This window comes from Paenibacillus sp. 01L418 (assembly GCF_056400045.1).
Window position 1 is genome coordinate 1 of sequence record NZ_JBFTSN010000011.1, and the last position, 23,954, is coordinate 23,954.

Genomic DNA, 23,954 nt, shown 5'->3' on the forward strand with positions numbered 1-23,954 from the left:
GCCTTGTTCACATTCTCTATGCTGGGACTTGTATTATCCGATAATTTATTATCGCTTTATATTTTCTGGGAACTAGTTGGCGTATGCTCGTTCTTGCTCATTGGCTTCTGGTTTACACTGCCCAAAGCGCGAGCGGCGGCCAAGAAGGCATTTATTGTGACAAGAATCGGCGATGTTGGCTTGCTGATCGCTATTATGCTCCTTTTCTGGTATATGCCGGATCATGCCCTTGATTTCACTACGATTCAAAGCGTATTTGATGGGCAATCGGGTGCGATTACGAACGGGATTACGACGTTGATTGCTTTGCTTATTTTTGTAGGTGCGATCGGCAAATCAGGCCAGTTTCCGCTTCATGTGTGGCTTCCTGATGCAATGGAGGGCCCGACACCGATCAGTGCACTGATTCATGCTGCTACTATGGTTGCGGCAGGCGTATTCCTTATTGCACGAACGTATGATATTTTTCAAGATTCTGCAGCTGCTATGGAGACCATCGCATATGTAGGCGGTTTTACAACTATATTCGCTGCGACGATTGCGCTCGTACAAAAGGATATTAAACGGATATTAGCCTATTCCACGGTCAGCCAATTGGGTTATATGATGATGGCGCTTGGTCTGGGTTCCTTAACAGGCGGCATCTTCCACCTGTTCACGCACGCTTTCTTCAAAGCGCTGCTCTTCCTTGGTGCTGGCAGCATCATTCATGCGGTACATACACAGAACATTCATGAGATGGGCGGACTTGCCTCGAAAATGAAAGTGACGACATGGACGTTCGCAATTGGCGCTTTAGCGCTTGTTGGCATTCCGCCATTATCCGGCTTTTGGTCGAAGGATTTAATTTTGACGGTTGCTTGGGAGACGAATCCACTATTATTTATTGTAGGTTTGGCAGCCGCTTTCTGTACGGCGCTTTATATGTCTCGGTTGTTCTTCCTTGTATTTATGGGAAAATCAAACGAGGCCTCTTCTCATGCGAAAGAATCACCAGTTTCGATGACGCTGCCGATGATCGTGCTGGCTGCTCTCGCCATTGTTGTTGGGTTTATTGAGACGCCATGGAACGGCGCATTTGGCTCATGGATCACTGATGGGGGAGAGTCCTTGCATAAAAGTGGCATCGCCATTGTTGCATCCATTGCGGTTGGCCTTCTAGGTATCTATATTGGCTGGCTCATCTATGGAAAAAACAGTGTAAACAAAGATGTACTGCAAGAAAAAATGCCTAAGCTAGTCAAGCTGCTGGAAAATAGTTATTACATCGATGAGCTTTATGCCGTTATCATAGTGAAGCCGCTGAAGCTGATTGGCTCTACGCTTATGGCGTTTGATTCTTATGTCATAGGCGGAATTGTGCGGTTGACAGGCACGGCTGTTACCTCGGCTGGAAGAGTGGCTGCTCGTCTGCAGAACGGTCAAGTACAAACCTACGGTTTGGCAGCTGTTATCGGGTTCGTCATTCTTGTGGCTGCTATCGTTGGAAGGAGGTTCCTGCCATGAGCATCCTGAGTGACATTCCGATATTATCACTTATATTACTGGCACCGCTGCTTGGTATCATCGTTCTGCTGCTGCTTCCGAAGCAGCGCAGCAGCTGGATGAAAACAACGGTTGTCATAACCACATTAGTTCCTTTGCTGCTCTCTTTGTGGCTTTATGCTGATTATAATAAGCAGCAGGGCGGGGCGGCATATGACGAGCAATATAGCTGGGTGGAAGTGCCGCTAAATAAAGAGGTTCCATCGGGCGTATCTGAATTTAAGTTTACGTTTCAATATGAGCTCGGCATAGATGGCCTGTCGCTTCCGCTTCTGCTTCTCGCAACGCTCGTATCAGCAATGGCTGCACTTGCAGCAGTTCATATCAAGAAAAGATGGAAATCTTTTTTCATATGGTTTCTGCTGCTGGAGCTCGGAATGCTTGGCGTTTTTCTAGCTCGTGACTTATTTTTATTTTTTGTATTTTTCGAGATTACGCTTGTTGCGATGTATTTCTTAATCGGAATTTGGGGTTACTTCAATCGCGAGCGTGCAGCCAATCAGTTTTTAATCTATAACGGAATTGGTTCAGCCATTATGCTGATTGCGTTCGTTATTCTCGTGAACACAGCTGGCTTCCGCGTGGATCAAGTAGGCGAACAAGTTAGCTTTATTTACAGCGGCAGCTATACAGACATCTTCCGCAACATGGCGGACGCATCCGCTTGGGTTAACCTGACTAATGAGCAGCTTGGTTCAATTAATCCATTCCAGTTGACGGATACGATGCAATGGGTGCTGTTTATTATGCTGCTGGTTGCTTTCGGCATCAAGCTTCCGATATTTCCATTCCATACTTGGATGCTTAAGGTGCACACGGAAGCTCCGACCTCGATTGTCATGATTCACTCCGGGATATTACTGAAAATGGGCGCTTACGGATTACTGCGATTTGGGATTATGCTCTTCCCTGATCAAGCGCGACAATTTGCGACAGTGCTCGCTGTGCTTGGCGTCATAAATATATTGTATGGAGCGCTGCTAGCCTTCAGGCAGCGTGAGTTTAAACTAGTGCTTGCTTATTCCTCCATCAGCCATATGGGTATCGTATTGCTAGGGATAGCAGCAATAAATGAGATTGGCTTGCAGGGAGCTGTATACCAGCTCGTATCGCACGGACTTATATCTGCCTTGTTATTTCTGATCGTTGGCAGCATCTATGAACGAACGGGAACGACCGAGCTGCAAGAGCTGGGTGGGTTAGCGCGCTCTATGCCATTTATAAGCGGCGTACTGCTGACTGCGGGGCTCGCTTCACTCGRTTTGCCGGGCTTATCCGGTTTTATTGGGGAGTTTCTATCGCTGCTCGGCCTATTCGAGTCGCATCGCTGGTTGACTGCGGCTGCGGCGCTTGGCATTATTTTGACCGCTGTCTATATGCTTCGCGCTGTACTTAAGATTACATTTGGTCCACAGCGTGAGGCGTTTGGAGCATTTAAGGACGCAAGGCTAATTGAGGCGGCTCCCATGATTGTGCTGCTTGCATTCATTGTGCTTCTCGGCTGTTTTCCTTCCGTCCTTACGGATACTGTGCAGCATGGCATGGATAAGCTGTTCGGACAATTACTTGCATCAAGGGCGGGGGGATAAACCATGTACGAAGGCGTTTCATTTATACCACTGACATGGACGGATATGCTCTACCTTGCCCCTGAGTTTATGCTGGCCGCCATGTTTTTGTTTCTTGTTGTATTGGATTTGTTCTTGCCGAAGCGCGTGAACAGAAAATTCACAGGGTGGCTGACGTTAGCGGGCATTCTTGCATCACTGCTGCTAGTCGTGCTCCGAATGTTGGATATGAATCAGGGCGGAGCATCTGCTGACTCTATCCATCTGTTAAGCAACAGCTACCGCATTGATGATTTCGCCAGCCTGCYGAAAATTGTATTTCTAACTGGTACTGCGCTTATCATCCTGCTCGCAATTGGATCGGATCGGGATGAAGAGGAGATAACAGACAAATCAGAGTATTTCTATTTGGTGCTTCCCGCGCTTATGGGCGCGATGATGATGGCTTCATCAGGAAACCTGGTTACGTTGTATATCGGATTAGAGCTTCTTAGTATTACAAGTTATGTATTGGTTGGCATTAGACGCAAATCAACTTTGTCTGCTGAAGCGGCATTCAAGTATGTCATTACGGGCGGGATTTCCTCGGCGATGGTGTTGTTCGGCATGTCGTACATTTACGGCATAACCGGATCAGTCGATTTGGGTGTAATTGGGGATGCTTTACCGCGGGCGATGCAGGATTTCAAAGCGCTTGCTTATGTGGGCTTCCTGTTTATGATTGCGGGATTCGGTATTAAGATTGCAGCGGCTCCGTTTCACGCATGGGCGCCAGATGTATATCAAGGGGCTCCAACGCCTGTGTCGGCTTTTCTAGCGGTCATTGCTAAAGGTGCTGCGCTGGCTGCTATATTTAGAGTTATGTTTAGCACTAGTTTATTCAGCGCAGCGGGAGAAGCGGCAAAAATATCAAATGATCTCTTCCTGGTCCTGCTGGTTCTGGCTGCTGCAGCGATGCTCGTCGGAACGACAGCTGCGCTTAAACAAAGGAACGTAAAGCGATTGCTGGCCCTGTCAGGAGTAGCCAATGCGGGTTACATGCTGGTGCCTATCGGTATTTCAATAACGATGGTTCATAGCAGCAACTTCTCTGAATTTGTTTATTATTTGGTTGCGTACTTGTTTATGACGATAGGAGCGTTTGCTGTCTTTACGGTAGTTAGCCGCGCATCGGGGCATAAGGAGCTGAAAAGCTTCGCGGGCATGTACTACCGAGCGCCTTGGACGGCAGCGGCTATGGTGGTATTTATCTTGTCTTTATCGGGCTTGCCGATTTCCGGCGGATTTTTTGGGAAGCTGTTTATCTTGCTCGGAGCAGCGAATGCGAAAGCTTATTGGCTCGTAGCTGTTATCGTCGTGAGCAGCGTCATTTCTTACTATTTCTACTTTGGCATTGTTCGTCAAATGTTCATGCGCAGCGGAGAAGAAAATAATGAAGTGCGAATATCGGCAGCAACGGGAGTTGTGATCTGGCTGTGTGCAGCAGCAACGATTGCACTAGGTATTTTCCCAGGACCGTTAATGCAATGGATTGATGCGATATTCTCGATTAAGGGCGATTTAATGATAATGGGATAAGCAGATTGTAGAAGAGTGATGCGAAGCATTCGTATTCTAGAGGTGTGAAAATAATAGGTCGTTTAAGTAGATGATGAGCTGATGTCTATTTAAACGATCTATTTTTTGTTTAATCGATGAAGGGGATTTTCGAGGCGGCACAGGGGAAATAGAAAGTAGTTTATAAGCTAAAAAGCAGCATTATAGTTAAAGTTACTGTTAAGGACACAGACTGCAGCAGCAGTTTTAGATATGATGATAGTAATGGCTAGATTATAGTCATTTCTAGCATATAGCAAGAAGAGAGGAAGCGGTCTGACGCTATTTTAAACAGGGATTATGAGCAGAAATATAATTACAGTGTTTCAGCGGAGAATGTTGCGGGTAATGTGCAGCAGGGGGAGTATAGGTTCATAGTATAGTAGACATGAAGTACTATTCTATCTATGTGAACCAGTGTTGCTGCTCGTCATATTTACCGGGAAATAATAGTTTGTGCCGAATACTGACGTTCCGAGCTATGGAGCGGGATAGTTGTAGGACTTTTGTCCTTTTTGTCTTATAGAAACAAGGGAAATGATACCTGTGAAGAGAAATTGTAGTTAAGGAATATCCAATTGAAAGTGGGAACAAACCATAACCCGTTTCATACGAAAAGGCAGAAAATGATGAGCACTCAAAAAGAACCAAAGCAATTACGAAATTCACAAATGATTAGTCAGAGCCCATTTAATGATCGACAGGATTCTGCGCTCAAAAAGCATAAAGCTCGCTTGTCTATGCAAGCAATCGCCATTGCCACGCTCGCCGCGCGCAAGCTCCTTCGTCGCGCGCTGCCCGCGCTGCTGATCGGGAGCATCACCCTCGGGGGCATAGCCCCCGCAGGGTTCGTTCCCGTAGCGGCGCCTACGGCGCTGGCCGCAGCATCCCCTGCGGCTGAGGGCGCCGAAGGCGCCGATGCAGAGCAGCCGCAAAGCTGGCTGCTCAAATGGCGTGACCCCGCGCTAGCGCAAGAGCTGCGCGGGACAGAGGTGCTCCGCCGCCAGAATGAGGCGGCGGTCATGCTCGTACGTCCGGCCGCTGAAGGCGCGGACGTGCAGCAATGGCTCGACCGGCTGCGAAGCCTGCCGGGCGTAGAGTACGTGCACCCGAACAATAGGGTGCATATGCTTGCACTGCCTGCCGGCGAGTCGGAGGACGCAGCCTCGGCAGGCTCAGAGGCCGCGCGCAGCAATGCGCGGCCTACAGGCTCTTCTCCATCCAATGTATCGCCTGCAGCTTCTGTACCTAACGAAGCATCGCCCTCAGATTCACCATCGACACCGCCATCGGCGCCGCAGGAGTCTGAGGCAGCTTCCACAGCGAAGATTGCAGCAGCGGCTACAGCACTGAAAGCAAATGATCCTGAGTTGTCTAAGCAGCTTTATCTCAGTCAGATCGGCGCGCAAAAGGCGTGGGAAACCGTTCGCGAGCAGCAGCAGCTTACGATAGCGATCGTGGATACAGGTGTTGATCTGGAACATCCGGATTTGAAGCCTAATCTTGTTCCAGGCGCTAATCTAGTGAGCCCTGGTGAGTCGCCCGATGATGACAATGGGCACGGTACAAGTGTAGCAGGTGTTATCGCAGCTGTAGGAAATAACGGCATTGGCGTATCAGGCATACTGTGGAAAGCCAAAATCATGCCGATAAAAGCGMTGGATCACCGAGGTGACGGAACAGAGCAGGAGCTCGGCGAAGCCATATTGTACGCCGTTCGCAGCGGAGCAAGCATCGTTGTGCTGTCGGTTGGCCTTCATCGATATTCTCCGTACATGCTCGACATTGTACAATATGCGGAAAGCAAAAACGTACTGCTCGTAGCAGCGGCAGGCAATGACGGCGTCACCTTTGGAGAGAAAGCTGCGGTAAAATACCCGGCAGCTTATCCGACGGTACTCGCTGTCGGAGGCGTCAAGTCGAATAATACGGTCGATAGTCGATCGAATCGAGGCACTGAGCTGGACCTTGTCGCACCTTGGAATGTATATACAACAGCCATTGGTGGACTCTATAAGAAAGAAGAAGGAACTTCAATGGCGGCTCCGCAAGCCGCAGCTGCTGCAGCGCTCATATGGGCTCGCTACAAGGACATGAAGCCTTACCAGATACGCGAGTTGCTGCGCCAAACAGCTAAGGATATTGGGCCGCCAGGTGCGGACAGCACGTCAGGCTACGGTGTGCTGCAGATCGACCAAGCGGTACGTTCAACCTTGAAGCCAGACGGCTTCGAACCGAATGAAACCCAATCAACTGCTGCAAGGTTTCAGCTGAACAGCCAAATTTCGGCTTTGCTGCAGGGCGTATCCGACCATGATTGGTATCAAATCGATGCGCCGTATGATGGCACGCTGACCATACAATACGAAGGGCTTGTTCCTAACGGAAAGATTGTTCCGCCTGTTAGGCTCACCCATTACATGAATGGCGTGAAGCAAAGTACGAGCGATACGAAGCTTGCAAGCAGGTCCATTGATCTTGAGGTTAAAAAAGGGCGGCAGCTCATTCATCTGGAGCTCATCAATCAGAGCAGCAACGATGAATTGCCTTATCTGCTGACGTCTACTTTTACGATGAAGCCGGACGATTACGAGAAAAATGATAAATCGTTTGAAGCCTATACATTGCAGCCTCGTACGCAGTCGATTACGGGCAACTTTCATCAAACCGCCGATCGCGACTGGTTTACGGTAACCTTTACGCAGAGCGGAAAGCTAAGTCTTACGCTTAGTACGAATACGGCACGTATTGATCCTGGGCTTGCTATACAGAAGGCAGGTCAGCAATTAATGGTGTACGATGATGAGGGTGAAGGGGAGACTGAGCAGTCACCAGTCATAACTGTGACTCCTGGTAAATATTATATTCGTGTTCACAATGCGATCTCCTCAGAAGCTAGTCCGACCATAGGCACCTACATATTGAAGATGGATTATATGCCAAAATATGATGATCCGAATGAACCAAACGATAAATCGTACGAGGCGTTTATGATTAATCCAGGTACGGAGTACCTTGGTGTAATTAGCAGCTACTCCGACGTAGATTGGTTTCAAATCCGGGTTTCAAACGCCAGCATCATCAGCATGACGGTAAACGGTGTGCCGCTTGACGTTGATTTGAGCCTCTTGCTCTATGATAAACGGATGAAGCAGCTTACGGCATCCAAAACAAAAGCAAGCGGGAAGCTCCAAACCGAAGAAAAGCTGCTGCAGCCTGGTGTGTATTACGTGAAGCTGGAAGCAGATGCTCCTTTTGACAAGCAGTATTATCGCTTAAAGGTGAAATCAGAGGAGTTGATTGCTGGATTCCGTGATATTAAAGGTCATTGGGCTCAAAATGAAATCGTCGCCTTAAACAAAAAAGGCATTATTAACGGAACAGGACAAAATCGCTTTGAGCCTAGACGCTCCATAACGCGAGCTGAGGCCGTTTCCATGGTTGTGAAGGCATATAAGCCAGCTTCATCTAGTCGCGTGCAAGGGAAGCGATTCAAAGACGTCCCATTAAAACATTGGGCGAATGATGCGATTACAAGGGCTGTAGAGCAAGGCTGGGTAAAAGGATTCCCGAATGGTGAGTTCAAGCCGGATCAGCCGATTACAAGGGCGGAAATGGCAATGATTATCGGTTATGCGGAAGGTGTACGGCCTAAGCTGCCTGTTATTGATCCGTTCGCCGATGTACCAAAGTCTCATTGGTCAGCACCCATGCTGTATGCCATGAAGTTGAACAAACAAATTGAAGGGATAGAATCAAATCTGTACAAACCAAGCCTGCAGGCTAGCCGTGCAGACTACACGGTGCTGCTCCACCGATTTATCGCCTAATATTTTCATTAAACAAAATGGCTTCCAGTTACGTTAATAATATGAAGCAAGATAAATGCTGCTTGTAAAGCTGCTTGAGTTTGAAGCTTAAAACATGAAAAAGCTCAGGAGGCATCATGGACGTTAATTACGGTCTTATAAATGGTTTGCAAAACTACACCGGAATGACCGGGTTGTTTTCTATAATCATTGTTATTCTCAGCATTATTCTGGTGTGGTTTGTACTGCAAGAGGTGAAATGGGAAGCTTTTTTTCGTTTTCCAAAGAGTCCAAAGGCCCGTTTGTTTCAAGTATTTGTTGCTATTATTATGGGTCATTTGTTAGCAAAATTCATCTTGGAATATTGGGGCTACACCGTTCTTCTCAAATCGTTTGTCGAATAACAAAAGCGAAACATGTCAACAATGGGTAATACATGACGGTCTCAAAAAGCCGATGGCTTGCGAATAGGTATAAATCAGGAACCGTAATCGTACCGGGAACGTAGTTTTTTCGTGAAAAAGAGACGTTTTTGGAGAAAAAAGTCATAAAATGCGCTGGGAATGACATGTAAAAAATGGTAATAATATAACGCTTGTCGATTGGTGTAATTGAGTGATAAGATGAAGGTTGGGTAAAGTGAGATAAACCTTTTTTTTCACAAATAGGAAATAGAAAATGCAGTTCGCGGAGGGAACCAAAAGATGACCAAAATTATCGTCCGCGGAGGCCAGCGTTTGAAGGGAACGGTCCGTGTTAGCGGAGCAAAAAATGCAGTACTCCCCATTTTAGCGGCCTCATTATTGGCGACAGAAGGAGACAGCGTCATCTATGACGTACCCCTCCTCGACGACGTTATGACGATTCAGAAGGTGCTTGCCTCATTAGGCGCACAATTATCCTATAATAATGAAACGATGCGCATTACAGCGCAGACCATTACGACTTATGAAGCTCCTTATGAGCTTATTCGAAAAATGCGGGCATCCTTCTTAGTTATGGGTCCTCTTCTTGGTCGGATAGGCAAGGTAAGAATTTCGTTGCCTGGCGGCTGTGCGATCGGCACTCGTCCGATTGATCAGCATTTGAAGGGCTTTGAAGCGATGGGCGCTGAAATTACGCTTGGGCAGGGCTTTATCGAAGCCAGCACAAAGACGCGTCTTAAGGGTGCGAAAATTTACCTAGACGTAGCCAGCGTAGGCGCAACGGAAAATATTATGATGGCAGCTGCTTTAGCAGATGGCACAACGATTCTTGAGAATGCAGCCAAAGAACCGGAAATCGTGGATTTGGCCAACTATATCAATGCTATGGGCGGCAAAGTTCGTGGCGCTGGTACAGGAGTTATTCGTATTGAAGGCGTGGACCGGATGTATGGCGCAGCCCATAATGTAATTCCTGACCGTGTTGAAGCAGGCACGTACATGATTGCGGCCGCTATTACAGGCGGTGACGTATTCGTTGAAGGTGCAATTTCTGATCATTTGACGCCGGTAATCTCTAAGCTGCAGGAAATGGGCGTAGAAATTACGGAGAGCGATAACGGAATTCGTGTACAATCGAGCAAGCAATTGAAATCGGTTGATGTGAAAACATTGCCGCATCCAGGTTTCCCAACAGATATGCAATCTCAAATGATGGCTCTTCTCCTCGTATCTGAGGGAACAAGCGTTGTAACGGAAACGGTTTTCGAAAATCGTTTTATGCATGTCGAGGAATTCCAGAAGATGAACGCTCAAATTAAAGTCGATGGACGTACAGCTATCGTTAATGGCGGTATGCCGCTAACGGGTGCAAAGGTATGCGCTACCGATTTAAGAGCAGGAGCAGCACTTATTTGTGCGGCTTTGCGGGCGGAAGGCGAGACTGAAGTAACAGGTCTGCATCATGTGGATCGCGGTTATGTTAACATTACAGGCAAGCTTGCAGCTCTTGGGGCTGATATTCATCGTATTGAGCTGATTAGCGAGGAAGACACGGCGGCAAGCAAGCCATCCGTTTCGGTCCAAGTTACATCGGCAGTGCGTGATACAGCTGCTGTAGTGGCGATCTCTTCAACGTCTTCTGATGTGGATACAGCTGCTTCCTTTAAGCGTGAGAAAGAGGTTGCGGTTCTCAAAGTTCAGCCGACGTGGGCTTAATTCCCGTTAAGAACAAGATAAAGAAGCTGTTTCAAATAAGTCGCAAAGGGCTTATCTGAAACAGCTTCTTTTTGTTTGGACAATCTATACTTTTGAATTATTTATTAAGTATAATAAGGCTAACCATTTAGCTATAATGGTTACTACTACTGCAATAAGCAAAGGGGCGGCCATGGCAACGATACACGATGTGGCAAAAATAGCGAACGTATCCGTGACGACGGTTTCCCGCGTTTTAAACAATCGGGGTTATATTAGTGAAGCAACGAGAGCGAAGGTTTATCAAACGATGGAGCAACTAAATTACCAGCCTAATGAGATTGCCCGCTCTTTACTAAGAAAACAATCTAACGTCATTGGTCTTATTATACCTAGTGTAGCTCATCCTTTTTTTAGCGAGCTCGCGAATCACATAGAAAACTATGCTTATGAGCTTGGCTTCAAAATGCTGCTTTGCAATTCCCAGCTTGACCCGCAGAAAGAAAAGGATTATATCGAAATGCTGAAGCGCAATCGTGTGGATGGCATTATTATGGGCAGCCATACGCTTCAGGTCGATGAGTACAAACATTTGAACTCGCCAATTGTCACGATTGATCGTCAGATCAGCAGTGAAATTCCATATATTTCTTCCGATAATTATGCAGGCGGGAGCCTTGCGGCACAATTGCTGGTTAGTGAAGGCTGCAAAAAAATTGCGCATATATGCGGTAATTTGGAGCTTCATTTACTCGCAAATCAGCGTACAGAAGCGTTTCAAGCCGTGATGAAGGAGAAGAGGATCGAGCATGTCATCATTCAGACTGATATGAATGTGTTTGATCAACTCCAGTACGAGCAAATTATACATCAGCTGTTTCAGGATCATCCCGATCTGGATGGCATTTTCGCAACGAGTGATATTATTGCTGCTTTTGCAGTTAAAGAGTGTGTGATCGCCGGCAAACGAATCCCGGAGGATGTGAAAATTATCGGTTACGACGATATTAGCGCAGCCAGATGGCTCACGCCGGAGCTGACAACGGTGAAACAGCCGATTGCAGAAATTGGGAAAATGGCGATTGATTTGATTATGAAGCAGATGAACGAGGAAGCTTTCGAATTCGAAAATATTTTACCGGTTGAACTGATTAAACGAGCTTCTACATAGATTAAAAAAACGTGAAAAACCCAAGTGCAGCAAGGGTTTTTTATTTTTTTAAAAGTTATGTCAATCGTTTAACATGTCAAACGATTGACATACTCTTATTCACAATTATATAATACGTTTTGTAAGCGGTTTACACGATCGGTAAATCGTCTTTCAATCTTTTTCAATCTCAAAAAATTGGGGGCAATCAAATGAAATCATTGAAATGGATGCAAGCGATAGCATTATCGCTAATGGTAGTTATGGTTGTAACGGCATGTGGCAATTCGAATAATGCGGGATCGTCTAATGGAGGTTCTGCAGTAAAGATATCGTTGCTTAACTCGAAGGGCGAGATTCAAGCCCAGCTCGAAGAGGCTGCGAAAGTATTTAAAGAGGATAATCCTAACATTACGCTTGAAATTATACCGGTACCGGCAGGACAGTCCCCTTTTGAGAAAGCGTCTGCGCTTTATGCATCAGGAAACCCGGCTACCATTACGATGCTCGATACAGGAGATGTTGAGAAATTCAAGGATCGTGTTCTTGATCTTAGCGGTGAGAAGTGGATGGCGGATGCCGTTGACCGCAGCACGGCGCTAACGACATTTGATGGTAAAAACTACGCTTTCCCGCTTGCAGTTGAAGGTTATGGTTTTATTTATAACAAAGCGGTAGTAGATCAAGCGGTAGGCGGAACATTTGATCCAGCAACGATCAACACAACAAGCGCACTTGAAGAGCTGTTCAAGAAAATCGAAGCTTCAGGTAAAGCTCCGCTTATTATCTCACCGATGGATTGGTCGCTGGGAGCACATTATTTGCCGCTGGCTTACGCAGGTCAATCAGCTGATACGGCTGCAGTTGCAAAGTTCATAGACGATTTGAAGGCTGGATCAATCGATTTAGCTAGCAATACGGTTTTCAATGGACTAATGGATACGTTCGACATCATGGCAAAATACAATATCGACAAAGCTTCCCCATTGTCCGGTACCTATGAGCGTGGTCCAGAGGTGCTGGGTAAAGGTGAGGTAGGCATCTGGTTCCAAGGGAACTGGGCTTGGCCGCAAATTAGCAGCTTTGATACGGCAAGCGGACAATACGGCTTTCTACCTGTCCCTATAAGCAACAATCCGGACGATTTTGGCAATACACAAGTGTCTTCTGCGGTTTCGAAGCGTTTGGTCATCGACAAGGAAAAAAATACGGCTGAGCAGCAGGCTGCTGCCAAAACGTTTTTGGAGTGGATGGTATACAGCGAGAAGGGGCAAGACTTCCTCGTGAACAAAGCAAATATTATTCCGGCGTTCAAGAACATTACACTTGAAGCCAAAGATCCGCTTGCAAAGTCCATTTCTGAACATATCGCAAACGGCAAAACAGAGGATTCCATCAGCACGCTGCCAGCTGACCACTGGGCTAAGCTTGGCGCATCGATGCAGAAATATTTAGCAGGTGCTGCGGATCGTGCGGAGTTGACGAAAGATATTGTGGAGTATTGGAAGACGGTTAAATAATCCTTAATAGCTTATAGAAGGCTTACCCCGCCAAACGACGGGGTAAGCTGTTTACTCCTTATCGTATTTTGACTTACAAAACCATGCTTGAATGTGAGGGATCATGATGATAACGGAAAAAGGGCTGTGGAATCGATTGCGATTGCGGCTGCTGTTTACCGGACCGACTTTGTTTGCTTTTCTTGCTGTAATGATTATTCCATTCTTGTATGGGATTTATTTGACCTTTACGAATTGGGATGGCATATCGACGACAAGCAGTTTGGTTGGATTTGAGAATTACGTAGCGGTATTCAAGGATGCTGTTTTTTGGAAATCATTTTTGCTTACGTTAAAATATGTTTTTATTTCAGTTGCTCTTATTAACGTAGTTGCGTTTTTGCTAGCCTACGTATTAACGAGAGGATTGAAGGGGCAAAGTATTTTTAGAGCAGGCTTCTTTATTCCCAACTTGGTAGGCGGCATTGTACTCGGCTTTGTATGGCAATTTATTTTCTCGAATGTACTCGTGTATCTAGGCAAAGAATGGGGTATTCCGTTATTCAGCTCCTCATGGCTGGCTGACCCGGACAAAGCATTCTGGTCGATGATTATCGTCACGGTATGGCAATATGCCGGTTATATGATGGTTATTTATGTAGCTGGGCTTATGAATGTACCTAAGGATATTTTAGAGGCAGCAAGTATTGATGGTGCGAGCCTATGGACGAAAATGCGCAAAATGATTTTGCCGCTGATGGTTCCATCGTTTATCGTCTGTATTTTCCTATCACTGCAAAGATGCTTTATGGTTTATGACCTGAACGTTTCACTCACAAAAGGCGGACCGTTCAAAAGTACGGAAATGGTATCGATGCATGTATACGAGAAGGCATTTCTATCGCGGGATTATGGCGTAGGCCAAGCAGAAGCATTTGTCCTGTTCCTGCTTGTGGCGACGATTACCATAGCACAGGTTTATTTTAGCAAGAAGCTGGAGGTTGAGGCGTGATGGAGAAAAAGAACCAATGGCTCGCATGGACGAAGTTCATCGCCCTCTTCGTTATTTTAGTTCTGTTCGTCGTTCCTTTCTTTATGCTGCTCATCAACTCATTTAAAGAAAACAAGGTAATCACATCAAGTCCGCTTTCCTTGCCGGATAGCCTAAGCTTCACGAACTATACAAATGCATTTGAAAAAATGAATTTCATATCGGCATTTATGAACTCTATAGTCATAACTGTGCTTAGCGTTGTGCTTATCTCTATTTTAGCTGCAATGACGGCTCATTATTTTGTGCGAAACCAAACAAAAACGAACCAATATATGTTTTTCCTTATGGTTGCGGCTATGATCATACCTTTCCAAGCCATTATGATCCCTCTCGTCAAAATATACGGAACCATTGGTCTTCTTAATAGCAAATGGGCCCTTATTTATATGTATGTCGGATTTGGCAGTCCGCTGGCCGTCTTTATTTATCATGGGTTTGTAAAAAGCATACCAGCCGAGCTGGAAGAAGCGGCGCTTATCGATGGCTGCACGCGGACGCAAACTTTCTTCCGTATCGTATTTCCGGTGCTTGCTCCGACGACGGTTACGATTGCCATTTTGAATGTATTATGGATTTGGAATGACTTTTTATTGCCTTCCCTCGTGTTAATTTCGCCGGATGAACGGACACTGCCGTTGTCTACTTTCTATTTCTTCGGTACGTATTCGGTTGATTATGGACCATTAATGGCAGGGCTTATGCTGACCATATTGCCTGTGCTTGTTGTCTACTTGTTTGCGCAGAAATATATTATCCAAGGAGTCATGCAAGGCTCAATTAAATAATAAGTAAGGGTTGGATGCTTTATTTTGTATACAAGAGAAAATGCCGACACATTTATTGCAGAACGCAAGTATTTGTTGAAAGAGGAATACCGCCTTGCTTATCATTTAATGAGCGAGTTTGGTTGGATGAATGATCCGAATGGTTTTGTTTATTATAACGGTGAATACCATATGTTCTATCAGCATTATCCCTATCAGCCCGTATGGGGGCCTATGCACTGGGGACATGCGGTTAGCCATGATCTCATCAAGTGGAAGTACCTCCCGGTTGCACTTGCGCCCGATCAGGACTATGACCGTGACGGCTGCTTCTCTGGCAGTGCTGTTGAGCGGGATGGCAAGCTGTATTTGATGTATACGGGACATTTGATAACGGGCCCTAATAGAGAGCGTGATTATAGTCAAAATCAAAATATCGCAGTTTCCGACGATGGCATCCATTTTGAGAAGCTGGCTAGCAATCCTGTCATTGGTTCAGACCAAATACCGTCAGGATTCAGCCAGAAGGATTTCCGAGATCCAAAGGTATTCGAGCGCGACGGTGTTTATTATGCCGTTTTAGGGTCAAATGATGGACGGGGCAGCGGGCTTATTTTGCTGTATCGTTCAACGGACCTTGTGAGTTGGAGTTTTAGCGGGGAAATCGCGCGCAGTGATGGGAAGCTTGGCGACAACTGGGAGTGTCCTGATCTGTTTGAGCTCGGAGGGCGTGACGTGCTGGTGATGTCGCCGCAGCGTATGCCTGCGCAAGGAGATGACTATCGTAATCTGCATTCCACTACCTATATGATTGGACACTTGGATATTAAGCAAAGCAGCTTTCAGTATGATCGGTATGAGCCGGTTGACTGCGGCTTTGATTTTTATGCTCCGCAGACAACCGTTGATGAAAAAGGCAGACGCATTATCATCGGCTGGATGGAGGCATGGGAACAAGAAATTCCGACGCAGCTTGGGCATTACTGGGCCGGCGCTATGACTTTGCCGCGCGAAGTTATTTTGCAGGGTGAGTCGTTATTGTTCAAGCCGCTTGAGGAAATGAAAAATTACCGGAAAAATGCTTATGAGGCAAGCGATATTAACTTATCAGATGTTGTTGAAGATATGGGAGTTAGCGGCGATTGTTATGAGCTGGAGGTCGTGTTCCAGGCAGATCAAGCCAAGGAATTTGGTTTGAAGCTGAGGGTGCACGGCGAGGAAGAAACCGTATTGTCTTATCAGCAAGCAGAAGGCAAATTCCGTTTTAATCGCGATAAGTCAGGGATTGGTCTTCGCGGTGAGCGCAGGACGAGTGTTGAACTGAAGGATGGTTTGCTGGCTTTGCGCATCTTCGTCGATAAATCCTCCGTCGAGGTGTTCATTCAAGGCGGTGAGAAGGTGATGACAGGCCGTATTTACCCAGGTACTGAATCTCTCGGCATATTCGCCTACGCAGAAGGTGCTTGTACTATGGTATCCTTTAAAAAATGGGACATCAGCTAGGGGGGCTTAATCTGTCTAAACTATATACGATTGGTGAAGCATTAATTGATTTTATTCCGGATACTCGCGGCATTGAGCTCAAAGATGTCGTTGGTTTCACGAAGGAAGCAGGCGGCGCTCCAGCTAATGTTGCTTGTGCGGTTGCGAAGCTAGGCGGCAGCAGTGCCTTCATAGGTAAGCTGGGTAAAGATGCTTTCGGTGACTTTCTCTTGGAAACGATGAAAGCGTCAGGTGTTGATACTCAGCATGTGCTCCAAACGAATGAAGCAAATACTGCTCTTGCGTTTGTAAGTTTAAAAGCCGACGGGGACCGCGATTTTTCTTTCTACCGAAATCCAAGTGCCGATATGCTGCTTTCAGAGGATGAGATTAACGAAGAGTGGTTCGCTAAAGGAGATATTTTGCACTATTGCTCAGTAGATCTTATTGAGGCTCCTGTGAAATATGCGCATCTCAAAGCGATTGCGGGGATGAAAGCAGCAGGAGGACTCATCAGCTTTGATCCTAACGTGCGCCTGCCGCTATGGGCAGATCATGAGCAGTGCAGACAAACGATACTGCAATTCATTCCTTTGAGCCATCTTGTCAAAATAAGCTCGGATGAGCTTGCTTTTGTGACGGGAATTGAAGACGAGAAAGAGGCTATTGCTTCTTTGTTTGTCGGAGACGTTCAAGCTGTTGTATACACAAAGGGAGCGGATGGTGCGGTGTGGTATACGTCTTCCTACRAAGTATCTACTCCTGGCCAGAAAGTAGCCGTTGTGGATACGACTGGGGCTGGCGATGCTTTTATTGGAGCGCTGCTGTACCAGATGCAGCGAAGTGAAGAAGCGTTAAGCGAAATGAATGCCGATACGGCCAAACGTTTGGTTTCGTTTGYGAACGCCGCCGCTGCTCTTACGACAACAAGAGCAGGCGCGATTTCGTCGCTGCCTGTTTTGCAGGAGCTTCCTCCTATGTAATCAACACTGTATCTATTTAGAGAGTATGTTTTTTCTCGCCAATTCGGGAGAATGAAACATACTCTTTTTTTGAATGGATAACTGAATGGCTATAAGTCCTCGCAAACGTTAATAAATGTGCATGCAAGTGAAAGTTTGTAATTGGGTAAGCACTTGTCATAGAATGAATTAAAATAATGGTTTTGGCAGAACGAAGGGTGTGTTGTCCATTGGCTACGATGAAAGTCATTGTTGCAGAAATCGAAAAAGAATTAGAAGTAAAAGAAATAGAAATTAAGGGAAACATCTATGACGCATTAGATGAAATAGCTGAAGGCAACGTAGAATCTATCACGATATGGAATGATGTTGTTTTATGGTTTAACATGGATTTGCAGTCCGATGGGTCAGCATTCAATTTCCATCTGACCGAGAAATCGCGAATTAGAAACCAAGATGAATACGAGCCTAAAGTATCCGTTATTGGAAATGCTATTTTCACTGGAACGGATGAAGATGGTGAACCCGTTGGAATGACGGAGGACGAAATTAAGGCTGTCATGAGTAACTTCATTGACCGCAAAACATACCACCAATTCACTAGAATATAAAGAATGAGGGCGGAGAGGGATCTCCGCTCTTTTTTAATTCCGTTAATATCGTTATTCAGTAGGAACCCTGTTATTACTGAACTTTTGCTGCCTTACGTAATCTTTTACATCATACGCCTGCTCCCTACTGAACACTAGATGGGGGCTTTTTGTCGTCAAGCTTGTTCATCTTCCGTTCATTTTTGAATGCTATAGTCGATCTCACTAAGACCAATGGAAGGTGGATTAAAGCAGATGAAGAAGTGGACGATAGGGCTCGGCATTTTAATCATTTTAGCCGCGGCTGGAGCAGGTGCCTATTATTTTTATTTTGCTAAGGATAAGGAAGCAGCAGGTGTAATGCCTACGTCTCTGACGGTGCAGGCGACAAAAGGGTCAATCGTAAAACAAATTAGCGGGACAGGCTCGGTAGCAGCTAATTCGAGGGAATCGGTGACTGCTGGCAAGAGCGGCACCATAGCTACTGTGAATGTCAAAAAAGGAGATAAGATTAAAGCGGGACAAATTCTTGTTACCTTTGAGTCTGCGGACGACAATGATGACAAAATTAAATCGATCAATAAAAGCATCACAAAACTACAAGAAACGATTACTGAATACCAACAAAGCTATAAGGAAGCAACGGGCACTGAAAATGAAGAGGCCACGAAGGCATCGCTTCAAAAGAATATTGAAAATGCAAACGATGAGATCGCRGACTACCAGGATCAACTACAAGATATCTATGAAGCACAAGCAAAAGAGGAAAAAGTAGTGACAGCCTCCATAGATGGCGAAGTTACCGAAATGTCTATTGAGGTAGGCGATGAGGTGAATGCCAATACGGCAATAGCTACAATTGTAGATTATACGAAGCTAGAATTTGTGACATCTGTGGATGAGCTTGATATATCTGCTTTAAAGGTTAATCAATCGGCAGATTTGTCCTTAAGCGCGCTGACTGACAAGAAGATCAATGCAACCGTATCGGATATTGCGATGGAGGGTACTTCCAATAACGGTTCATCTTCATTTGAAGTGAACTTATTGCTAAAGAACATTGAAGGCGTGAAGGCGGGGATGTCTGGTGAGGCAGCCATTACAATTGCGTCTAAGGAAAACATCATTCTTGTACCAGTAAATGCTGTCGTCGAAATGGGCACAAGGTCTTTCGTTCGTATTCCGTCTGAAAATGGCGGAGCGGGTACATCGGCAGGCGCTGGACAGGCTGGGCAGCAGCAAGAAGGGGCAGCTGCTCCTGGTGGAGCTGTAGACGGGAAACAAGGAACGGCGACCGGACAAGGCAATACAACAAGCGGAGCACAGAAAGCTCCGACGGGGGGAACGGGAACAGGAGCTGTGAGGCAAGGTGCTCAGGGTGCGCAAGGTAATGGTTCAAGAGCAGTCGCAGGCCAATCCATTGCAGCTGATGGAACGGCTTCAGCAGGTCAATCGGGAGCAGGTCGCGCAGCCGCTGGTGGCGGATTTGCAGCTGGCGGTCGTGGCGGCCGCATGCCGGATGCGCTTGGCGGCCAACTGGTTGAGGTGACCACAGGACTCAGCAATGAAAATTTTGTGGAAATTGTCTCAGGGCTAAAAGAAGGGGACAGTGTGCTTGTTCCGATTGCCCAAGGAACGGCTGGCATGGGCAGCAGCTCTGCGGAGATGACAATGCGGCAGGGCGGCTTTGCTGGCGACGTAATGGTCTTCCCAGGAGGCATGGGCGGAGGAATGCGGACTGGAACAGGTGGTCCACGATGAGTTCAACGCTGAATGCTCCATTAATAGAAATGAACAAGATCACGAAGTTTTATACGATGGCGCGTGAAAAAATGACAGTGCTCCATGAGGTCTCACTTACGGTTGCACGCGGTGATTTTCTAGCCATCGTGGGTMCATCCGGCTCTGGAAAATCGACGMTTATGAATATTATTGGCTGTCTTGATTTGCCGAGCGAAGGAAGCTACAAGCTTGAGGGGCTTGAGGTGACTGGACAAAGCGATAATAAACTGACAGAAATACGAAATAAAAAAATTGGATTTATTTTTCAAGGGTATCATTTGCTTCCGAAGCTCACAGCACTTGAGAACTGCGAGCTTCCGCTTATTTATCGGGGGCTGCCGGGCAAGGAGAGACGTATGCGTGCGATGGAAGCGCTGGATAGAGTAGGGCTCGGTGATCGTATGAACCATCGCCAAAACGAGCTGTCGGGCGGGCAGCAGCAGCGTGTTGGCATTGCACGCGCTCTGGCGACTAATCCGCCCATACTGCTTGCCGATGAACCAACAGGTGCGCTTGATTCTAAGACAGGCATGGAAGTGCTCAATATGATGGATGAACTGCATCGCTCAGGTCAGACTATCGTTTTGATTACACATGATATGGAAGTAGCCAAACGAGCAAGCCGTACGGTCATTATTCGGGATGGGGTGTTGACGGAGCGGGAGCAAGAGAGGAGGGACAGCGATGAAGCTTACGCAAGGTCTCAGGATGGCAGTCAAGAGCGTCTTATCCAACAAGCTTAGAACAATATTATCGATGCTCGGTATATTGATTGGTGTTGCAACGGTCATTGCGCTTGTTGCTATGGGAAAGGCTTCCTCCAATGAAGTGGCTAAGCAGGTATCTTCCCTTGGCAGCCCTAACTCGCTCTCCGTTAATATACTTGGACGTGGAACAGTTACGACGCTGTCAGTCGATGAAGCGAATGAGCTTGGTGATGTTATGAATATTGCGGGTGTTGCGCCTGTGACGAGCACAACAGGATATGCGAAATACGGCAAGACGCAGGTATCCGTTACCGTAGAAGGAATAACCGCCGCTTATGAGGAAGTGAAAAGCTTTCCCGTACAGGATGGCAGGTATATCGCCTCTCCAGATATAACAAACAACACAAAGGTTGCGCTTATTGGTGTGGAGACCGCGAAGGATTTATTTGAGGATGAGAGAGTGGACCCTGCGGCGGCAGTAGGGAAAAAGATAACTATTAACGGTTATAATTTCACGATTGTTGGATTGCTGGAATCGCAAGGAAGCTCACTCAGCGGCTCAAATGACGAGAAAATATTAATTCCGATAACGACAGCTCAGAAAATATTTCAAACAAGCGGTGTTTCTACTATTAACTTAATTGTCTCGGATATAGATCGTATGGCTGCGACGGTTACTGCCGTAGAAGCTGTTCTCTATGAGAAATTCCGAGGCAATGAGAATGCCTACAGGGTGTTTAATCAAGAGGAAGCGATGAAAACACTAAATTCCGTTAATGAAACGATGAACAGGCAGCTCATTTATGTAGCGATCATTTCTCTTATCGTAGGTGGAATCGGCATCATGAATATTATGCTAGTGTCTGTAACAGAGCGAACGCGAGAGATTGGCATTCGTAAATCATTGGGAGCAAAAAAGCGGGATATTATGTTTCAATTTCTAGTAGAGGCGGTGTGCATCAGCGGTTTGGGAGGCGCACTAGGAATTGGACTTGGATATATCGCCTCTTTTATTATTGGAATGATTATGAAGACGGAAACGGAAGTACCTTTAGATACTGTATGGTTAGCTTTTGTCTTCTCTGCCCTCGTAGGCGTTATATTTGGCTATCTGCCTGCAAATAAAGCGGCAGGTCTGCGTCCGGTTGACGCGCTTCGCCATGATTAGACTTTAAGGTTCTACCCTATTATTTGTGCTCATAGAATGAACCATCAGGATCGGATTAAGAGAGAGGGGGGCGGCGGCAGCTGCTTCCTGCTTCCTTTTTCCGGCCAAGATGGAAGGAGAGCACATGAGGCGAAGAAGAGGGACGTTTTCAATAGTTTCGATGATCGATCGTATACGGACAAGCAGACCGATGGCCTTGTTTGCAATCGGAGCGATGCTTGGTGCTTCTGTCATTCTAGTAAGACTTTCAGTTGATGAGCTTCGCGATGCGCAGGCTGCTAGGTCTTTAACAGACAATGCTGCTATTAAAGCGGGCAGCCAAGCGATACCGAAAACGAGCGTGTTGGATGATGCGGATGCGCTCATTCCATCTTCTGAAAATGATCTTTTAAATCGGCCAACGGCTGGTGATGGGAAGAATGGAGAAACGCTGGATGCGATTGATCGTCTTGTCATTCGTGTTTATTTGACGAAGGAAAAGCGGATAGAGCGAGTTCCGCTTGAAGCGTATGTTCGCGGTGTAGTAGCTGCGGAAATGCCAATCGGATTCGAGCTTGAGGCGTTAAAGGCGCAGGCCATTGCGGCTCGTACGTATATGATTCGTAGAATTGTTCTTGGCAATGACAGCGGAGTACCGGTAAAAGGAGCGGATGTGACGGACACAACCGATCATCAAGTGTATATTTCAGTTGCAGAGCTCGCAGCCAAATGGCCAAAGAATGAGCAGAAAAACAATATGAGCAAGCTTAATGAAGCGATCCTTCAGACGAAGGGCAAGGTTATCACTTATAAAGGCGAACCGATAGATGCCGCTTTCTTCTCTACCAGCAATGGATTCACCGAAAACTCGGAGGACTATTGGTCGCAAGAAATTCCATATTTGCGCAGTGTGGCAAGCCCATGGGACAAAGAGCTGTCGCCGAAATATAAAGAAACGATCAAGCTGTCACTGAACGAGTTTTACAGAAAGCTGGGGGTAGCAAAGAAGAACTCTGCCAAACCCTCCATTCGTGTAATAGAGAAGACAGAAGGAAATCGAATCAGCAAGATTATTATAGGAGACAAAACGTTCACAGGCCGAGAAGTGAGAGAGCTGCTAGGACTTGCTTCCTCTCAATTTATTTGGAATATAAAAGATAAATCGATATCCATAACGACTTTTGGTTATGGGCATGGCGTCGGCATGAGCCAGTGGGGAGCCAATGGAATGGCGCAATCAGGGGCAAAAGCCGAAGCTATTCTGGCTCATTATTATTCTAGCGTTCAAGTGGAACAAGCTTCGAAGCTATCGGAAGAGCTGAGAGCTCGCTCGTAATTTGAACTCTTTCAATATTTCGTATTCACCTCACGTATAAACCTAGCAGATCTGGTAACAATGGCTAGTGAGGTGATAGAAAATGAATGATCAAAATCAAAGTAAACCGAAGCAAAGACCAGAAGAAACTCCCAAAACTGTTCTGGGAGGAACGTCTGCCGCCAAATCTAGCAGTGGATGGAAGAACCTTTTTGCAAAGCGATGGGTATCTCCAGCAATCTTCATGGCCGCGGCAGCAATTATCGTAACCTTAATGTGGATCTATCAGGGGGCGGATACAAAACCGACAGCGACAACAGGAAAAACCGAGCCTTCTGAAGTTACACAAGGGGAAGCGTCAGGAACGCAAGGCAAGGATGAAGAAGTGCAAGAAGTTATTGCTGCCAATGAATCGATCCATTGGCCGCTAACTGACAAAACAGTGCTTAAAGAAGAGCTTCCATTCTACGATGCAAAAGCAAGTGACGCAGAACGCGAAGCTGCATTGATCCAAACGGGTGACAAGTTCTCTCCTCATATGGGTATCGACTTTGTTGACCCAAATGGAAAAACATTTGATGTGCTTGCAGCATTATCAGGCAAGGTTACTTATGTGGAGCAGCATCCAACTAACGGCAACTCCGTCGAAATCACACATGAGGGCGGTCTAGTGACTGTTTACCAAAGCTTAGCGGATGTAACAGTTAAAGAAGGCGATGATGTTACGCAAGGAACAATAATCGCAAAAGCCGGTCGCAATGATTTGGAACGCGATTTGGGCATCCACCTTCATTATGAAACAAGAAGCAATGGCAAGGCGATAAACCCAAGCTCGTTAGTGCAAGAGTAATACAAGTTAAACCA

General features: G+C 46.3%; 18 protein-coding genes. All 18 read left to right on the forward strand.

The genetic code is table 11. The annotated features are described in order from the left end of the window. Positions 1 to 1,506 (forward strand): NADH-quinone oxidoreductase subunit L (nuoL, locus tag AC1DSE_RS02955; protein ID WP_477527381.1); only part of this gene is annotated, 1,506 nt, incomplete at its 5' end. Further along, on the forward strand, positions 1,503 to 3,134 hold the full coding sequence (locus AC1DSE_RS02960; protein ID WP_477527382.1) for a complex I subunit 4 family protein: 1,632 nt from the start codon (positions 1,503 to 1,505) through the stop codon (positions 3,132 to 3,134). The genes nuoL and AC1DSE_RS02960, both read left to right, overlap by 4 nt. 3 nt (positions 3,135 to 3,137) lie before the next feature. Further along, positions 3,138 to 4,691 (forward strand): NADH-quinone oxidoreductase subunit N, encoded by a 1,554-nt coding sequence (locus AC1DSE_RS02965; protein ID WP_477527383.1) that lies wholly within the window; start codon positions 3,138 to 3,140, stop codon positions 4,689 to 4,691. Between the two features lie 644 nt (positions 4,692 to 5,335). After that, positions 5,336 to 8,539 (forward strand): S8 family peptidase, encoded by a 3,204-nt coding sequence (locus tag AC1DSE_RS02970; RefSeq protein ID WP_477527384.1) that lies wholly within the window; start codon positions 5,336 to 5,338, stop codon positions 8,537 to 8,539. Between the two features lie 116 nt (positions 8,540 to 8,655). Next, entirely contained in the window at positions 8,656 to 8,922 is a 267-nt protein-coding gene (locus AC1DSE_RS02975) for a DUF1146 family protein (protein WP_076266234.1), read from the forward strand. Between the two features lie 300 nt (positions 8,923 to 9,222). After that, a complete protein-coding gene (gene murA / locus AC1DSE_RS02980) occupies positions 9,223 to 10,659 on the forward strand; it encodes a UDP-N-acetylglucosamine 1-carboxyvinyltransferase (protein WP_477511482.1) in 1,437 nt (478 codons plus the stop codon). Between the two features lie 172 nt (positions 10,660 to 10,831). Further along, positions 10,832 to 11,809: a LacI family DNA-binding transcriptional regulator gene (locus AC1DSE_RS02985; protein WP_477511483.1), complete on the forward strand. Its 978-nt coding sequence runs from the start codon at positions 10,832 to 10,834 to the stop codon at positions 11,807 to 11,809. A 191-nt stretch (positions 11,810 to 12,000) separates the two neighbouring features. After that, on the forward strand, positions 12,001 to 13,308 hold the full coding sequence (locus AC1DSE_RS02990) for an ABC transporter substrate-binding protein (protein WP_477511484.1): 1,308 nt from the start codon (positions 12,001 to 12,003) through the stop codon (positions 13,306 to 13,308). 106 nt (positions 13,309 to 13,414) lie between these two features. Then, positions 13,415 to 14,299, forward strand: coding sequence for a carbohydrate ABC transporter permease (locus AC1DSE_RS02995; protein WP_441874703.1), 885 nt, complete (start codon positions 13,415 to 13,417; stop codon positions 14,297 to 14,299). Beyond that, positions 14,299 to 15,126, forward strand: coding sequence for a carbohydrate ABC transporter permease (locus tag AC1DSE_RS03000; RefSeq protein ID WP_477511545.1), 828 nt, complete (start codon positions 14,299 to 14,301; stop codon positions 15,124 to 15,126). The genes AC1DSE_RS02995 and AC1DSE_RS03000 overlap by 1 nt, the downstream gene beginning before the upstream one ends. A gap of 24 nt (positions 15,127 to 15,150) precedes the next feature. After that, on the forward strand, positions 15,151 to 16,608 hold the full coding sequence (locus tag AC1DSE_RS03005; RefSeq protein WP_477511485.1) for a glycoside hydrolase family 32 protein: 1,458 nt from the start codon (positions 15,151 to 15,153) through the stop codon (positions 16,606 to 16,608). Positions 16,609 to 16,619: 11 nt separating this feature from the next. Then, a complete protein-coding gene (locus AC1DSE_RS03010) occupies positions 16,620 to 17,570 on the forward strand; it encodes a carbohydrate kinase family protein (RefSeq protein WP_477527390.1) in 951 nt (316 codons plus the stop codon). Between the two features lie 218 nt (positions 17,571 to 17,788). Further along, positions 17,789 to 18,160, forward strand: coding sequence for a DUF3846 domain-containing protein (locus AC1DSE_RS03015; protein ID WP_477511547.1), 372 nt, complete (start codon positions 17,789 to 17,791; stop codon positions 18,158 to 18,160). A gap of 234 nt (positions 18,161 to 18,394) precedes the next feature. Next, entirely contained in the window at positions 18,395 to 19,900 is a 1,506-nt protein-coding gene (locus AC1DSE_RS03020) for an efflux RND transporter periplasmic adaptor subunit (protein WP_477511486.1), read from the forward strand. Beyond that, complete coding sequence (locus AC1DSE_RS03025) at positions 19,897 to 20,664, forward strand: ABC transporter ATP-binding protein (protein ID WP_477527385.1); 768 nt, start codon at positions 19,897 to 19,899, stop codon at positions 20,662 to 20,664. The genes AC1DSE_RS03020 and AC1DSE_RS03025 overlap by 4 nt, the downstream gene beginning before the upstream one ends. Continuing rightward, entirely contained in the window at positions 20,606 to 21,796 is a 1,191-nt protein-coding gene (locus AC1DSE_RS03030) for an ABC transporter permease (RefSeq protein WP_477511488.1), read from the forward strand. Before AC1DSE_RS03025 ends, AC1DSE_RS03030 begins: the two co-directional genes overlap by 59 nt. A 124-nt stretch (positions 21,797 to 21,920) precedes the next feature. Further along, entirely contained in the window at positions 21,921 to 23,111 is a 1,191-nt protein-coding gene (gene spoIID, locus AC1DSE_RS03035) for a stage II sporulation protein D (RefSeq protein ID WP_477511489.1), read from the forward strand. Positions 23,112 to 23,193: 82 nt separating this feature from the next. Next, complete coding sequence (locus AC1DSE_RS03040; RefSeq protein ID WP_477511490.1) at positions 23,194 to 23,940, forward strand: peptidoglycan DD-metalloendopeptidase family protein; 747 nt, start codon at positions 23,194 to 23,196, stop codon at positions 23,938 to 23,940. Positions 23,941 to 23,954 lie beyond the last annotated feature (14 nt).